The organism is Leifsonia lichenia, from assembly GCF_054780215.1.
Genome location: NZ_BAAGWT010000001.1, coordinates 76,098 through 90,507, shown reverse-complemented (window position 1 = coordinate 90,507; position 14,410 = coordinate 76,098). Strand labels below are relative to the sequence as shown.

At 69.5% G+C, this 14,410-nt stretch carries 13 protein-coding genes; 8 read left to right on the top strand and 5 right to left on the bottom strand.

What is annotated here, in order from left to right; translation table 11 throughout:
• Window positions 1-17: 17 nt before the first annotated feature.
• Entirely contained in the window at window positions 18-1,202 is a 1,185-nt protein-coding gene (locus ACYVGI_RS00455; protein ID WP_460630722.1) for a MalY/PatB family protein, read from the bottom strand.
• Window positions 1,203-1,341: 139 nt separating this feature from the next.
• On the opposite strand from ACYVGI_RS00455, the gene ACYVGI_RS00450 reads away from it, so the two are divergent.
• Both ACYVGI_RS00450 and ACYVGI_RS00445 read left to right on the top strand, forming a co-directional pair.
• Complete coding sequence (locus ACYVGI_RS00450; protein ID WP_460630721.1) at window positions 1,342-2,016, top strand: GAF and ANTAR domain-containing protein; 675 nt, start codon at window positions 1,342-1,344, stop codon at window positions 2,014-2,016.
• Window positions 2,017-2,022: 6 nt separating this feature from the next.
• Window positions 2,023-2,736 carry a GAF and ANTAR domain-containing protein gene (locus tag ACYVGI_RS00445; protein ID WP_460630720.1) on the top strand — a complete coding sequence of 238 codons (714 nt, stop codon included), beginning with the start codon at window positions 2,023-2,025 and terminating at the stop codon, window positions 2,734-2,736.
• Here ACYVGI_RS00445 and ACYVGI_RS00440 read toward each other — a convergent pair.
• A complete protein-coding gene (locus tag ACYVGI_RS00440; RefSeq protein WP_460630719.1) occupies window positions 2,733-3,110 on the bottom strand; it encodes a PLD nuclease N-terminal domain-containing protein in 378 nt (125 codons plus the stop codon). The genes ACYVGI_RS00445 and ACYVGI_RS00440 overlap by 4 nt on opposite strands.
• Window positions 3,111-3,289: 179 nt before the next feature.
• Entirely contained in the window at window positions 3,290-4,753 is a 1,464-nt protein-coding gene (locus tag ACYVGI_RS00435; protein WP_460631463.1) for a CitMHS family transporter, read from the bottom strand.
• A gap of 217 nt (window positions 4,754-4,970) precedes the next feature.
• Between ACYVGI_RS00435 and ACYVGI_RS00430 the strand changes: the two genes are divergently transcribed.
• Window positions 4,971-6,698, top strand: a complete 1,728-nt coding sequence (locus ACYVGI_RS00430; RefSeq protein WP_460630718.1) for a sensor histidine kinase — start codon at window positions 4,971-4,973, stop codon at window positions 6,696-6,698.
• Complete coding sequence (locus ACYVGI_RS00425; protein WP_460630717.1) at window positions 6,695-7,348, top strand: response regulator; 654 nt, start codon at window positions 6,695-6,697, stop codon at window positions 7,346-7,348. The genes ACYVGI_RS00430 and ACYVGI_RS00425 overlap by 4 nt, the downstream gene beginning before the upstream one ends.
• Window positions 7,349-7,385: 37 nt before the next feature.
• On the opposite strand, the gene ACYVGI_RS00420 is transcribed toward ACYVGI_RS00425, so the two are convergent.
• Complete coding sequence (locus tag ACYVGI_RS00420) at window positions 7,386-7,715, bottom strand: YciI family protein (protein ID WP_460630716.1); 330 nt, start codon at window positions 7,713-7,715, stop codon at window positions 7,386-7,388.
• A gap of 107 nt (window positions 7,716-7,822) precedes the next feature.
• Window positions 7,823-8,860 carry a LacI family DNA-binding transcriptional regulator gene (locus tag ACYVGI_RS00415; protein ID WP_460630715.1) on the bottom strand — a complete coding sequence of 346 codons (1,038 nt, stop codon included), beginning with the start codon at window positions 8,858-8,860 and terminating at the stop codon, window positions 7,823-7,825.
• A 164-nt stretch (window positions 8,861-9,024) separates the two neighbouring features.
• On the opposite strand from ACYVGI_RS00415, the gene ACYVGI_RS00410 reads away from it, so the two are divergent.
• From ACYVGI_RS00410 to ACYVGI_RS00395, 4 genes are all read left to right on the top strand, one after another.
• The gene (locus ACYVGI_RS00410) at window positions 9,025-9,942 is read left to right on the top strand and encodes a carbohydrate ABC transporter permease (RefSeq protein WP_402851470.1); all 918 of its coding nucleotides are present in this window, start codon (window positions 9,025-9,027) and stop codon (window positions 9,940-9,942) included.
• Window positions 9,942-10,886 (top strand): carbohydrate ABC transporter permease, encoded by a 945-nt coding sequence (locus tag ACYVGI_RS00405; RefSeq protein WP_460630714.1) that lies wholly within the window; start codon window positions 9,942-9,944, stop codon window positions 10,884-10,886. Before ACYVGI_RS00410 ends, ACYVGI_RS00405 begins: the two co-directional genes overlap by 1 nt.
• A 99-nt stretch (window positions 10,887-10,985) precedes the next feature.
• Window positions 10,986-12,332 (top strand): ABC transporter substrate-binding protein, encoded by a 1,347-nt coding sequence (locus ACYVGI_RS00400; protein WP_460630713.1) that lies wholly within the window; start codon window positions 10,986-10,988, stop codon window positions 12,330-12,332.
• Window positions 12,333-12,428: 96 nt separating this feature from the next.
• Window positions 12,429-14,288: a glycoside hydrolase family 35 protein gene (locus ACYVGI_RS00395; RefSeq protein ID WP_460630712.1), complete on the top strand. Its 1,860-nt coding sequence runs from the start codon at window positions 12,429-12,431 to the stop codon at window positions 14,286-14,288.
• The last annotated feature ends 122 nt before the right edge of the window (window positions 14,289-14,410 follow it).

Here is a 14,410-nt window from a genome sequence, read left to right as displayed (position 1 = left end):
GGGGGGAGGTAGGGGAGCTAGGCGGGGGTGGGGATGGCGTGCGCGGGGGTGCGCTGCTGGACGAGGGCGGCGATGCGGCGGACCGCCTCGGTGATCGTGGCGGGGTCGCAGGCGATGTTCATGCGGGCGAAACCGCGGCCGCCCCGGCCGAAGGCGGGGCCGGAGTTGAGGGCGACCCTGGCGTCTGCCAGCAGGGTCGCGGCCGGGTCGTCTCCGAGGCCGAGGGCGCGGAGGTCGAGCCAGACCAGGTAGCCGGCGTCCGGCTCGACCACGCGCACCTCCGGCAGGTGGATGCGCAGCTCGCCGACGAGCAGGCGGTAGTTGTCGGTGATGCGGTCGATGGTCTGGTGCAGCCAGGTCTGCGCCTCGAATGCGGCGATGTTGGCGTGAAGGCCGATGATGCTGGTGCGTGCGGCGAGCTCTTCCGGGAAACGGGTGAGCATGGCGGCGGAGTCTGCGTCGTTCGCGACGGCGACGGCGCACTTGAGTGCTGCGAGGTTCCAGCCCTTGCTGGCGGAGGTCACGGTGACGGAGCGGACCCCCGCCCCGGTACACGCAACGGCGAACGGCGTGAACGGAGACCCAGGATGCGCGAGCGGAGCGTGCACCTCGTCGCTCACCACGAGCACGTCGTACCGGGCGGCGAGCCGCGCGAGCTCCGCGAGGCTGTCCCTGCTGTGCGAGCGGCCGGTGGGGTTGTGCGGGTTGCAGAGGAGGAACGCATCCACCCCGGAGGCGAAGGCGCGCTCGATGGCGGGAAGGTCGAGCGACCAGCCGTCGTCCTCGCGCAGCGGCACCTCGACGGCCTCTGCGCGGGCCTCTCCGACCATCTCGTAGAAGGGCGCATACACCGGCGGGGTGAGCACGACGCGACCGCCCACGCCGGGGACGGCGAGCCGCAGGGTCTCCAGGACGCCGACGGTCACATCCGTGGCCAGGTGCACCCTGGTCTCGTCGACGTGCCAGCCCCACGCGCCGGAGGCGAACCCGGCGAACGCCGCGGCCAGCGGACCGGGGGAGTCGAGGTAGCCCGTGTCGGAGCGCAGCAGGTGGTCGATCGCGGTCTGAGCGACGGCGGGCGCGATCTCGAAGTCCATCTCGGCCACCGACATCGGAAGGACGTCGGCGGGGAACCGGTGCCACTTGATGCTGGTCCTGCGTTCGCGCAGGTCGGCGAGAGGTCGCGCGTGAATGCCACTCATGCGATAACTGTCCTCGGGTATCGTCCGGAGCGCCAACGCGCTGTCGAAAACTGAAACAAAACCGCCGTGGCACTGGCTGGATGCGCGCACCGGGAGATGCGCGACAATGGCAGAAGGACACGGAAGGTGGTGCGGCGACGTGAGCGACGATCGAGGAGCCATCGCGGGCGAGGCCGGATACTGCGCGCCGTTCCTCCGCGCTCTGCCCGTGACCGGCGCCGCCGTGTCGACCATCGGCGACCTGGTCGCCCCGGAGACGGTGTGCGCGACCGACGATGTCGCCGCGCGCCTCGACGAACTGCAGTTCGACCTGCGCGAGGGCCCGTGCTGGGAGGCGCTCGCCACCAGGCGCCCTGTGCTCGCGCCCGACCTGCGCCGGATGCCCGGCGCGCCATGGCCGTCCTTCGCCCACGCGGCCGCCGGGCTGCCGGTGGCGTCCCTGTTCGCGTTCCCGCTCGCCATCGGGACGCTCAACCTCGGGGTGATCGACCTCTACAGCGCCCAGCCTGTCCAGCTTCGGGATGCGGACACCCGGCGCGCGACGGAGCTCGCAGAAGACGCAGGGCGGCGCCTGCTGCGCGACCTGCTCGGCAGGCTGGACAGGAAGCCGGGGGAGGACGCGGACGGCGGGGAGTTCTCGCGCAGGCGCATCCACCAGGCGACGGGCGCCGTCATCGCACAGCTCGGGGTGACGCCGGAGGACGCCGAGCTCGTGATCCGCGCGCACGCGTTCGCGCACGACATGACGATGCGCGAGGTGTCGGAGGACATCCTCGCGTGGCGGCTGGACTTCGCCGCAGACGGCGAGAGGTGAGGGACGATGCAGGAGACAACGCGCGAGGGACGCATCCTGGAGACGTTCGCCGTGCTCGCCGACTCGCTTGTGGCCGACTACGACATCGTCGATCTGCTGCAGACACTGGTCGAGCGCTGCCAGGAGCTGCTGAGCATCAGCCAGGCAGGAATCCTGCTGGCAGACGGCACGGGTGAGCTGCACGTTGTCGCCTCCACCGACGAGCGCAGCGGCCTGATCGAGCTGATGCAGCTCGGGCCGGACGGCGGGCCGTGCGTCGAGTGCTACCGCAGCGGTTCGGCGGTCGCTGTGCCCGATCTTGCGCTCGTCGAGCGCACCTGGACGCAGTTCTGCGCCCAGGCGACCGACCAGGGCTTCCACGCGGTGCACGCGTTCCCGCTGCGGCTGCGGCGCGCGACGATCGGCTCGCTCAACCTGTTCGGCGACGAGACGGGCTCGATGACGGAGATCGACGCGGTGGCTGCGCAGGCGATGGCCGATGTGGCGACCATCGGCATCATGCAGCAGAGGGCGCTCGCGGAGAGCGATGTGGTGCGCGATCAGTTGCAGCACGCGCTCGACAGCCGGGTGGTCATCGAGCAGGCGAAGGGCGTCGTGTCGTACTCCCACCGCATTCCCGTTGACGAGGCGTTCACGCGCATCCGGTCGTATGCGCGCAGCAACGGGATGCAGCTCACCATGGTGGCGCAGCAGATCGTACGCCGCGAACTGGTGCTCTAGACGGCGGCGTCTCCCGTGGCGTCCTTGCGCCGCCGCACTTCATCCTCGAGTTGCCGGATGCGCTCCTGGCGCTCGTGGTATGCGATCTCCTTCTCGACCGCGGCGAGCTGCTCCTCCGTGCTCAGCGTCCGAGTGTGCTGAACGCGCTGCGGCGCCGCCTCCCGCACCACCACGGTGCGCTTCTGCCGGGGCTCGCGCTGGCCGTACTCCCTGCCGAGCGCGAACCACAGGATGCTGCCGATGAGCGGGAGCAGGATCACGATGAACACCCAGACCAGCTTCGGCAGGTGCCGCACCTGGTCGGACGGACGCAGGATGATGTCCACCAGGGCGAAGACGAACAGCGTGAGCGCGAGCAGCGGGACGAGCAGCATGGCCCGATCCTATGGGAACGCTGTGTCTGAGCCCATGCTCCGTGTGCGCCCGTCATCGAGTGGTCCCGAATTGCCGCGAGCGCCCGGGCCGCACGGCAATTCGGGACCACTCGATGGGGTGGGGTGGATGGGTGGACGGGATGGGGTGGGGTGGATGGGTGGGTGGGGTGGGTGGGGCGTCAGCCGAAGGGGATGGCGCCCAGCACCACGCCGACGGTGAGCATCACCAGCGAGACCAGGAGCGCGCGCCACAGCACCTTCTTGTGGTGGTCGCCGAGGTTCACGTTCGCGAGGGAGACCAGCAGCAGGATCGCGGGAACGAGCGGGCTCTGCAGGTGGATCGGCTGGCCGATGATCGACGCCCTGGCCATCTCGACCGGGCTGATGCCGTAGGTGGCTGCCGTCTCCGAGAGGATCGGGAGGATGCCGAAGTAGAAGGCGTCGTTCGACATGAAGAACGTCATCGGGATGGACAGCAGCCCGGTGATCACCGCGAGGAACGGTCCCATCGACGCCGGCACGATGTGCACGACCCAGTTGGCCATCGCGGTGACCATGCCGGTGCCGTTGAGCACGCCGACGAGCACGCCGGCCGCGAGGACCATCGACACCACGCCGACGATGCTCGGGGCGTGCGCGACGATCTCGTCGGCCTGGCTGCGCAGCTTCGGGAAGTTGATCACCAGGGCGAGCGCCGTGCCGACCATGAAGATGTACGCCAGCGGGAGCACGTCGAGCACGAGCAGCACCATCACGGCCACGGTGAGGGCGAAGTTGACCCAGATGAGCTTCGGGCGCAGCGACGGGCGGTTCGGGTCGAGCATCGTGTCGGCCATCGCCGTGTCGCCCTGGTTCGGCCGCGCGCCGGAGACGGTGACGATTCCGGTGGTGTCCACCGCGCCGCGGGCGCCGGGAGCCGCCTGCGAGCCGCGCACCAGCCGTCCGCCCTGGAACAGCGAGAAACGGGTGGATGCGGCGCCGGCACCAGCGCCGGCACCGGCGCCGGAACCGGCCGCGACCGGCTCGCGCAGCATCGGGGTGGCGACGGCCAGCGTGCCGAGGCGGCGGCGCTCGCCGAGTCCGAGCATCCACACCAGGGCGAACGCCACGACGAGGCCGATGCCGAGCGACGGCAGCATGGGCACGAAGATGTCGGTCGGCGAGACGTTCAGCGCGGAGGCCGCTCGTGCGGTCGGGCCGCCCCACGGCACGATGTTCAGGGTGCCGTTGACGAGCCCGGCGACGCAGGTGAGGACGACGGGGCTCATCCCGAGCCGGAGGTAGATCGGCAGCATGGCCGACGTGGTGATGATGAAGGTGGTCGAGCCGTCGCCGTCGAGGGAGACGGCGCCGGCGAGCACCGCCGTGCCGAGCACGACCTTCGCCGGATCGTCGCCGAGGAAGCGCACGATGAACCGGATGAGCGGGTCGAACAGGCCGACGTTGATCATGATGCCGAAGAACATGATGGCGAACATCAGCAGGGCGGCGGTCGGCGCGAGACCGCCGATCGCCTTCATGATCATGTCGCCGAGCCCGAGTCCCGCCCCGGCGAACAGTCCGAAGATGGTCGGCACGAGAATGAGGGCGACCATCGGCGTCAGCCGTTTGGTCATGATGAGCGCCATGAAGGTGAGGATCATGGCGAATCCGAGGATGACGAGCACGCCGACTCCTTTGTCGTAGTGGATGGAGCTGTCGAGCGGATGCGACGGTCACACGCTACGAGGGGATGCGGTGCGCGGCCGGGTATCGCGCGTTCCCGCACGATCTGCGCATTCTCCGGGTTCTGCGCATTCTGCTCATTCGGTGTCTCGCGGTGTGGACGCCTAGCCTGGATGCGACACGAAGGAGTTTCGGATGCGGTTCGCCAGCCACGTGCTGCTCCTCCAGCTGGCGACCGTCTCCGCGGTGGTCGCGGTGAGCGCCGGTGTGTTCGCCGTGCTCGGAGTGCAGCAGTTGCAGCGGGAGGCGGAGTCGTCGGCGCTCGCCATCGCCCGCACGGTCGCGGAGGACGTGGAGGTGCGCGCCTCGGTGGCCGAGTTCAGCGACGACCCTGGCACGCCGACGCACGCCGCCGTCGCCGCAGGGCCGCTGCAGCCGCTCGCCGAAGCCGTGCGGACCCGCACGGGTGCGCTGTTCGTCGTGATCACGGACGACCACGGCATCCGGCTCGCGCATCCGGACGAGAGCCGCCTCGGCGAGCGGGTGAGCACGAGCTTCGAGGACGCGGTGGCCGGGCGGGAGACCGTGGCGTGGGAGACGGGGACGCTGGGCGAGTCCGCGCGGGCGAAGGTGCCGGTGTACGCGCCGGGCGCCGACAGCCGTGTGCCGGTGGGGGAGGTGAGCGTCGGCTTCGCCGCCGCCAGTGTGTTCACCGAGCTTCCCGCTCTGCTCGGCGGGATCGCCGTCGCTGCCGTGGTCGCGCTCGCGATCGGGGTGGTCGCGTCCGTGCTCATCCGGCGCAGGCTCACCCGCCTGACCATCGGACTCCAGCCGGAGGAGCTGAGCGCGCTGGTGCAGGACCAGGCGGCCGTGCTCGACGGCGTCGGAGAGGGCGTGCTCGCCGTCACCCCCTCCGGGGAGGTGAGCGTCTGCAACGAGCGGGCGGCGCGGATGCTCGGGTTGCCGCATCCCGTCGGCTCGCCTGTGCGGGACCTCGGGCTGCCTGCGCCGCTCGAACGGCTGCTGCAGTCCGTGCCGGGAGACGCGGCCGTGCAGGACGTGGTCGTCACAGGCGGCCGCGTCGTCTACCTCGACGTGCGCAGAGTCGAGCGCGGCGGACGGGACCTCGGCACCGTCGCTGTGTTGCGCGACAGGACGGACCTGGATGCGCTGGCCAGACGCCTGGACGCCGTCGCGACCATGACCAACGCACTGCGGGCGCAGCGGCACGAGTTCGCGAACAAGCTGCACGTCGTGGCCGGGCTGATCGACGCCGACCGGGTGCGGGATGCGCGCGGCTACCTCGCGGACGTGGTCGCCCGCGGGCCGCTGAAGTTCCCGGTGGAGCACGCCGACCGCATCCAGGAGCCATACCTGCAGGCGTTGCTCGGGGCCAAGGGCATCGAGGCGGCGGAGCGGGGTGTGCTGCTGACGCTCGGCGCGGAGACACTGGTGACGGGCGCTGTCGCCGAGCCGGAGGACGTGGCGACCGTGCTCGGCAACCTGATCGACAACGCGATCAACGCGGCCGTCGACGGCGAGGAGCCGCGCTGGGTCGAGGTGGAGCTGCTGGACGCCGGGGACGACCTGTTCCTGACGGTCGGCGACTCCGGTCGAGGGGTCGCAGACCCTTCCGCACTGTTCCTGCGCGGCGACGACAGGGAGCAGGCGGGGGTGGACGCGGTCCACGGGCACGGGTTCGGACTTCCGCTGTGCCGCGACATCGCCAGACGGCGCGGGGGAGAGGTGTGGCTGGTGGACGCAGGTGGGGCGGCGGGGCCGGAAGGGTCGGGAGGCGGCGCCGTGCTGTGCGCGCGACTGCCTGGCACGATGAGGGCGGATGCGGTCCAGCCGGGCTCCGCGCATCCGGGCTCCGCGCAGCCGGGCTCCGCGCAGCCACCGATCGAAAGGGGTCGCCCGTGAGCGACGACATCCGCGCTCTCGTCGTCGACGACGACTTCCACGTCGCCGGTCTGCACCGCGACGTGGTCGCCTCCCGCCCCGGCTTCACAGCGCTGGAGGCGGTGCACACCGCCCGGGAGGCGCGCGCCGTCGTGCGCGACCAGGCGCCCGACCTCGTGCTGGTCGACGTCTACCTGCCGGACGGAGATGGGCTCGCGCTGCTCGCGGAGCTCGACACGGACGCGTTCGTGATCAGCGCCGCGACCGACGGGGCGACCATCCGCCGCGCGCTGCGCTCCGGCGCGCTGACCTACCTCATCAAGCCGTTCGACGCGCGGCTGCTCGGCGACAGACTCGACGCGTACCTGCGCTACCGCAACGTGCTGCGCGACGACAGGGGAGCAGACCAGGAGGCGGTGGAACGTGCGCTGCGCATCCTGCACTCCGGCGACACCGCCGCCGCCTCGTCGTCGCGGTCGGCGACGGAGCAGCTCGTGCTCGCCCAGCTCGACGGCGGAGAGGTGACGGCGGCGGACGTCGCCGCCGTCACGGGCGTCTCGCGGGCGACGGCGCAGCGCTACCTCGCGGCGCTCGCCGCCCGCGGTCTGGTCGAGGTCGCCCTGCGCTACGGCAGCACCGGCCGTCCGGAGCACCGCTACCGCCGCGCCTGAGCAGGACCGGCGCGGCAGTCGGCGTGGCGCAGCCGGATCACTCCCAGGTCATGAACGGGCGGATCTCCAACTGGCCGTTGCGCGCCATGGGGTGCCGGGACGCGATCTCGATCGCCTCGTCCAGGCTCTCGCACTCGAGGATGTCGAAGCCGCAGATCCACTCCTTGGTCTCCGCGAACGGGCCGTCTGTGACGTGGCGCTTCCCATCGCGCACGCGCACGATCGTTGACTTCGCCGGTGGCTCGAGGACCTCTCCGATGATGCGCTTGCCGCTGGCATCGAGCTCGTCGACCCAGAGGTTCACATCCGATTCGTCCGACTCGGTGTCTCGGTCGGAGTCGGTGACAACGAACATCATGTACTTCATCGTTCATCCTTTCGATTGCGAACGGTTCACCCCCACGTCGAACGAGGACGCACACCATCGACATTCTGCAGCGAAATTAATCCACTGGCCAGGATGCGAGCTGGGTTTCAGCGCGCCGGCGCCTGCCCCGTGGATGCGCGGACGACGAGCCGCGTCGGCAGCACGGTGGCCGCGGCGGGCTCGGGGCGGGACTCGATCTCCGCGATGAGCAGTTCGACCGCGCGGTGGCCTGTCGCCTCGAACTCCTGATGAACCGTGGTGAGCGGCGGCCAGAACGAGTCGGACTCCGCCATGTCGTCGAAGCCGACCACGCTGACGTCCTCCGGCACACGGCGGCCGTGCTCGTGCAGAGCGCGCAGCACGCCGAGCGCCATCTGGTCGTTCGCGGCGAACACGGCCGTGATCTCCGGATGCGCGGCGATCGTCTTGCCGTGCTCGTATCCGGCAGCGGTCGACCAGTCGCCGAGCATCGGCTCAGGCACAGGGCGGCCCGCCTCCTCCAGCACAGAACGCCAGGACTGGGCGCGCCGGGTGGCGGAGTACGAGTCGGCGGGGCCGGAGATGTGCCACACCGTCTCGTGGCCGAGGGCGAGCAGGTGCTCCGTGGCGAGCCGCGCGCCCTGCGCTTGGTCTGTGTCGACCTGCGGGTAGTCGGCGCGCGCCGTCGAGTCGATGACCACGACGGACAGGCCGGGAGGCAGTTCGACGTCCGCCCTGTCGACGATGTGCGCCTCGATGACGATGATGATGCCGTCGACCGCCTGCTCGAGAAGGCGCGAGAACGCGACGGACACATCCTGCTGGGTGGGATGCTCGACGGGGACGAGGTTGATCGAGTATCCGGCTCGCGCTGCCGAGACGGCGATGGCGTCGAGGGTGCGCATGTTGCCGTACGACGACAGCGTGAACATGACGACGCCGATGCTGCGGAAGCGGCCGGAGCGCAGCGCACGGGCGGCGCGGTTGGGCCGGTAGCCGAGTGCCTGCATCGAGTGGAGCACGCGGTCGCGCGTGGCCGGCTCCACGTTGGTGAGCCCGTTGGCGACGCGGGAGACAGTCTGCGTCGACACCCCGGCGTGCCCGGCGACGTCGGCGAGCGACGGCCCGCGTCTGGCGCGGCTGCGCGCGGTGTTCTGCTCGGTCATCGCGCTGCCCTTTCTCGAAGCGTCTGCGTTGTTCGGCTGTGCTGTCCGTCTGGGTCAACTCTGGCAGATCCGAAAGAAGGACTTGCGCCATGTTGACGTCAACATGTTAGTGTAGCCCCGCCGATGTTGACGTAAACATCGGTGCAACGACAAGGAAGGCCATTTTGACAACGACGTCCGCACCCCGTAGCGCCGCCCTGAGCGCGCCGCGCCGACGCCACCGTCGCGACTGGCGCGGCTGGGCGTTCGTGGCTCCCTTCATGGTCGTGTTCGCGGCGATGATCATCGCCCCGGTCCTCTACGCGATCTACCTCAGCCTGTTCCGCGAGCAGCTCGTCGGCGGCACCGTGTTCGCAGGGCTCGAGAACTACATCGCCGTCTTCACCGACGCGAAGTTCTGGGAGTCCCTCGGCCGCGTCACCGTCTTCCTCGTGGTGCAGGTGCCGATCATGCTCGTGCTCTCGCTCACCGCGGCGCTCGCCCTCGACAGCGCGCGGCTGCACGGGGCCGGATTCTTCCGCATCGCGATCTTCCTGCCGTATGCGGTCCCCGGCGTCGTCGCCGCCCTGATCTGGGGCTTCATCTACGGCGACCAGTTCGGTCTCACGGCGAGCATCAACGACCTGCTCGGCACCAGCTTCGCCCCGCTCAGCGGCTCCTGGATCCTCGGCTCCATCGGCAACATCGTCACCTGGGAGTTCATGGGCTACAACATGCTCATCTTCTACGCGGCGCTCAAGGTCATCCCCGGCGAGCTGTACGAGGCGGCAGAGATCGACGGAGCCGGCGCGTTCCGCACGGTGTTCAGCATCAAGATCCCCGCCGTGCGCGGCGCCATCGTGATCGCCACGATCTTCTCGATCATCGGCAGCTTCCAGTTGTTCAACGAGCCCAACCTGCTGAAGCCCCTCGCACCTAACGCGATCTCCAGCTACTTCACCCCGAACATGTACGCATACAACCTCTCGTTCGCCGGTCAGCAATTCAACTACGCGGCCACCGTCGCGATCGTCATGGGCGTCCTCACCGCGGTGATCGCCTACGTCGTGCAGTTGCGCGGCTCGAGGAAGGAGAACGCCTGATGGCCGTCATCGCCCCCGAGCGCGAGGGCCGCACCCCGGCGCGTCGCGCATCCGGTGCCTCCCGCCGTCCCGCGAGAGCAGGCTCAGCCCGCCGCAACCCGCGCCAGCGCAGATCGATCGTGCTCACGATCGTCATGGTGATCTTCACGATCTACTCGATCGTCCCTCTGGTCTGGCTGATCGTGAACGCCACCAAGACCCAGCCGGAGCTGTTCTCGTCGTTCGGCCTCTGGTTCGGCAACGGCTTCTCGCTGTTCCAGAACATCGCGGACACCCTCGGCTACCGCAACGGGATCTTCCTGCAGTGGTTCGGCAACACCCTCCTCTACGTGGTCGTCGGGGCGGGAGGCGCGACCCTGCTCGCGACCGTCGCGGGGTACGGGCTCGCGAAGTACAAGTTCCCCGGCAAGCGCGCGGTGTTCGCCATCGTTCTCGGCGCCATCGCCGTGCCGGGAACGGCGCTCGCCGTCCCGACCTTCCTGATGTTCAGCCAGGTGGGCCTGACCAACACGCCCTGGGCGGTCATCCTGCCGTCGCTGGTGAGCCCGTTCGGCCTCTACCTGGTCTGGACGTACGCGTCGGAGGCCATCCCGACCGAGCTGCTCGAAGCCGCCAGGATGGACGGGGCCGGCGAGTTCCGCACCTTCTTCACGATCTCGCTGCGGCTCCTCGCCCCCGGAATCGTCACGGTGCTGCTGTTCGCCATCGTCGCCACGTGGAACAACTACTTCCTCCCGCTGATCATGCTGAGCGACCCGCAGTGGTATCCGCTCACGGTCGGCCTCGGTCAGTGGAGCGCCCAGGCCATCGGCGTCGGAGCGCAGCCGATCTACAACCTCGTCATCACGGGCTCGCTGCTCACCATCGTGCCCATCGTCATCGCCTTCCTCTTCCTGCAGCGGTTCTGGCAGTCGGGGTTGAGCGCCGGAAGCGTCAAGCAGTGACGGGAGACCGCTGCTTGCACCCGCAACACCCCTCCCACGGGCGTCCTGCCCAGCACACACCCTCATCCCGATGAAGTGAATGAAGTGAAAGGAAACACCATGAAGCGCATCTCGCGTTCGTCGGTGCTTCGACGCGTCGTGACGGCCATCGCCGCCAGCGCCGTGATCGGCGCGTCGCTCGCCGCCTGCTCAGGAGGCACCGCAGCATCCGGAGGCGGTTCCTCCGACATCGAGTCCGCCCTGAAGGAGGGCGGCACGATCACATACTGGTCGTGGACGCCGTCGGCGGAGGCACAGGTCGCCGCGTTCGAGAAGCAGTACCCGAAGGTGAAGGTCAAGCTGGTGAACGCCGGCACCAACACCACCGAGTACACCAAGCTGCAGAACGCCATCAAGGCGGGCTCCGGCGCGCCGGACGTGGCCCAGGTCGAGTACTACGCCATCCCGCAGTTCGCCCTCGGCAAGGCGCTCGTCGACCTCAAGCAGTTCGGCTTCGACAAGCTCAAGAGCGACTACACCCCCGGCCCCTGGGGCTCGGTCAACGTCGGCGGTCAGCTCGTCGGCCTGCCGCAGGACTCCGGCCCCATGGCGATGTTCTACAACAAGACGGTCTTCGACAAGTACGGCATCGCCGTGCCGAAGACCTGGGACGAGTACGTGGATGCGGCCACCAAGCTGCACGCCGCCGACCCGAACGCATACATCACCAGCGACTCCGGCGACTCCGGCTTCACCACCAGCATGATCTGGCAGGCGGGCGGACGCCCGTTCCAGGTCGATGGCACGAAGGTGTCGATCAACCTGCAGGACGACGGCACCAAGAAGTGGACGAGCACCTGGAACAAACTCGTCGAGAACAAGCTGCTCTCCTCGGTGCCCGGCTGGAGTGACGACTGGTTCAAGGCGCTCGGCAACGGCTCCATCGCCACCCTGGTGACCGGCGCGTGGATGCCGGGCGTGCTCGAGTCGTCCGTCAAGGACGGCGCAGGCCAGTGGCGCGTCGCTCCGATCCCGACCTACGACGGCACCCCGGCCAACGCCGAGAACGGCGGAGGCGGCCAGGTCGTGCTCAAGCAGAGCAAGAACCCGGCGCTCGCCGCCGGGTTCCTCAAGTGGCTGAACAACAGCGACGAGTCGATCAAGGTCTTCCTCCAGTCCGGCGGCTTCCCGTCGACCACGAAGGACCTCGAAGCGAGCGACTTCCTCGCCTCCGCCCCCGAGTACTTCGGCGGCCAGAAGATCAACGAGGTGCTCGTGGACGGCGCCAAGAACGTCTCGACCGGCTGGCAGTACCTGCCGTTCCAGGTGTACGCGAACAGCATCTACGGCGACACCGTCGGCCAGGCGTACTCCAACAACAGCGACCTCAACGCCGGCCTCCAAGCCTGGCAGAAGTCGCTGGTCGACTACGGCAACCAGCAGGGCTTCACCGTCACGGCGAAGTAGCACCGCACGACCAGTGGCCGCGGCCGGTCGCCCCGCGCGACCGGCCGCAGCCACGACACAGCAGGGACACGGGACACGATGGAGACGACAGCACCGATGACAACGGGGACAGCAGACACCGGAATCCTGGATGCGCCGGCCGCGAGCGAGGCGGCGAGCGGGGCGGCGGACGCATCGCAGGGACGGCCAGGCCGGTTCGAGATCGGCGAGCGCGACTTCCTGCTCGACGGCCGGCCGTTCCAGGTGATCTCCGGCGCCCTGCACTACTTCCGCGTGCATCCTGGACAGTGGGCGGACCGCATCCACAAGGCCAGGCTGATGGGCCTCAACACCATCGAGACGTACGTGCCGTGGAACCTGCACGAACCCGTAGAGGGCACGTGGACGGCGGAGGACGGCCTCGACCTCGGCGCGTTCCTCGACGCGGTCGCCGCCGAGGGGATGCGCGCCATCGTGCGCCCCGGCCCGTACATCTGCGCCGAGTGGGTCAACGGCGGTCTGCCGGCCTGGCTGACCGCCGAGCCCGGCGTCGGCATCCGGCGCAGCGAGCCGCGCTACCTCGCCGCCGTCAGCCGCTACCTGCGCGAGGTGTACGCCGTCGTCGCCCCGCGCCAGCTCGACAACGGCGGCCCCGTCGTGCTCGTGCAGATCGAGAACGAGTACGGCGCATACGGCGACGACAAGGACTACCTGCGCGCGCTCGTCGACGTGACCCGCGCATCCGGGATCGTCGTTCCGCTGACCACGGTCGACCAGCCGCAGCCCTCGATGCTCGAGAACGGCTCCCTGCCGGACCTGCACCGCACGGCGTCGTTCGGGTCTCGCGCCGTCGAGCGCCTGGCCACTCTGCGGGAGTATCAGCCGACCGGACCGCTGATGTGCTCCGAGTTCTGGAACGGCTGGTTCGACCACTGGGGCGAATACCACCACATCACGTCGCCCGCAGACTCTGCTGCGGAACTGGATGCGGTGCTCGCCGCCGGTGCGTCGGTCAACCTCTACATGGTGCACGGCGGCACCAACTTCGGCTTCACCAACGGCGCCAACCACAAGGGCCACTACACGCCGATCGTGACGAGCTACGACTACGACGCCCCTCTCGACGAGGCCGGAAACCCGACGGCCAAGTACTGGGCGTTCAGGGAGACGATCGCGCGGCACGCGCCTGTCCCCGACGAGGTGCCCACTCCCTCCGGGGCCGCCCCTGTCGTGTCCGGCGCGTTGGACGCCGTGCTCCCGCTACGCGCCGTCGACGCGATCGTCGCGGCGCCGGTTCGCTCCGAGGAGCCTCCGACGATGGATGCGCTCGGTCACTTCGGGCCGTTCGCGATCTACCGCGCGTCTGTCGACGCGGCAGCCGGTGCCGTGCTGACGGTCGGGGAGGTGCGCGATCGCGCGTGGGTGACGCTCGACGGTGTGGCCGTCGGCAAGCTGGCGAGAGAGAACAAGGAGCGCGCGCTCGTGCTCCCGGGCGGCGGCGAGCTGAGCATCCTGATCGAGAACCAGGGACGCGTCGACTACGGCGCGCGCATCGGGGAGGCGAAAGGGCTGATCGGGCCGGTCGCGGTGGACGGGCGCGCTGTGACGGACTGGACGGTCGAGACGATCGACGTGTCGTCTCCCGAGGCGATCGACGCTGTCGAGCGCGCCCTGACGTCTGTGCGCGGCGACGGCGCCGGGGTGCTCTCCGGCCCGGTGTTCGCCTCGGGCGCCTTCGACATCGACGAACCGGCCGATCTGTTCCTCGACACCAGCGACTGGGGCAAGGGCGTCGTCTGGATCAACGGCTTCTGCCTCGGCCGCTACTGGTCGCGCGGCCCGCAGTACACGCTCTACGTCCCGGCGCCGATCCTCGCGGCCGGCCGGAACCGCATCCTGCTCCTCGAGCTCGAAGTCGCCACCGACCCGGCCGTGCGCTTCGTCGCACGCCCGTCCCTCGGTCCCCTCGACCTCTAAACCCGCGCCCCCGCCCCCCATCCCCAAGCAATCGAGCCCAGGGTTTTTCACCTTGAGAACGCTTCTTAAGGTGAAAAACCCTGGGCTCGATTGCTTGGGAGCGAGGGGGCCTGGCCGCCGCC

What these genes read in the sequence shown, in the direction of transcription:
- ACYVGI_RS00455 (WP_460630722.1), bottom strand. Translation starts at nt 1,202, where the DNA reads ATGAGTGGCATTCACGCGCGACCTCTCGCCGACCTGCGCGAACGCAGG.
- ACYVGI_RS00445 (WP_460630720.1), top strand. Translation starts at nt 2,023, where the DNA reads ATGCAGGAGACAACGCGCGAGGGACGCATCCTGGAGACGTTCGCCGTG.
- ACYVGI_RS00440 (WP_460630719.1), bottom strand. Translation starts at nt 3,110, where the DNA reads ATGCTGCTCGTCCCGCTGCTCGCGCTCACGCTGTTCGTCTTCGCCCTG.
- ACYVGI_RS00435 (WP_460631463.1), bottom strand. Translation starts at nt 4,753, where the DNA reads ATGATCCTCACCTTCATGGCGCTCATCATGACCAAACGGCTGACGCCG.
- ACYVGI_RS00430 (WP_460630718.1), top strand. Translation starts at nt 4,971, where the DNA reads ATGCGGTTCGCCAGCCACGTGCTGCTCCTCCAGCTGGCGACCGTCTCC.
- ACYVGI_RS00420 (WP_460630716.1), bottom strand. Translation starts at nt 7,715, where the DNA reads ATGAAGTACATGATGTTCGTTGTCACCGACTCCGACCGAGACACCGAG.
- ACYVGI_RS00415 (WP_460630715.1), bottom strand. Translation starts at nt 8,860, where the DNA reads ATGACCGAGCAGAACACCGCGCGCAGCCGCGCCAGACGCGGGCCGTCG.
- ACYVGI_RS00405 (WP_460630714.1), top strand. Translation starts at nt 9,942, where the DNA reads ATGGCCGTCATCGCCCCCGAGCGCGAGGGCCGCACCCCGGCGCGTCGC.
- ACYVGI_RS00400 (WP_460630713.1), top strand. Translation starts at nt 10,986, where the DNA reads ATGAAGCGCATCTCGCGTTCGTCGGTGCTTCGACGCGTCGTGACGGCC.
- ACYVGI_RS00395 (WP_460630712.1), top strand. Translation starts at nt 12,429, where the DNA reads ATGACAACGGGGACAGCAGACACCGGAATCCTGGATGCGCCGGCCGCG.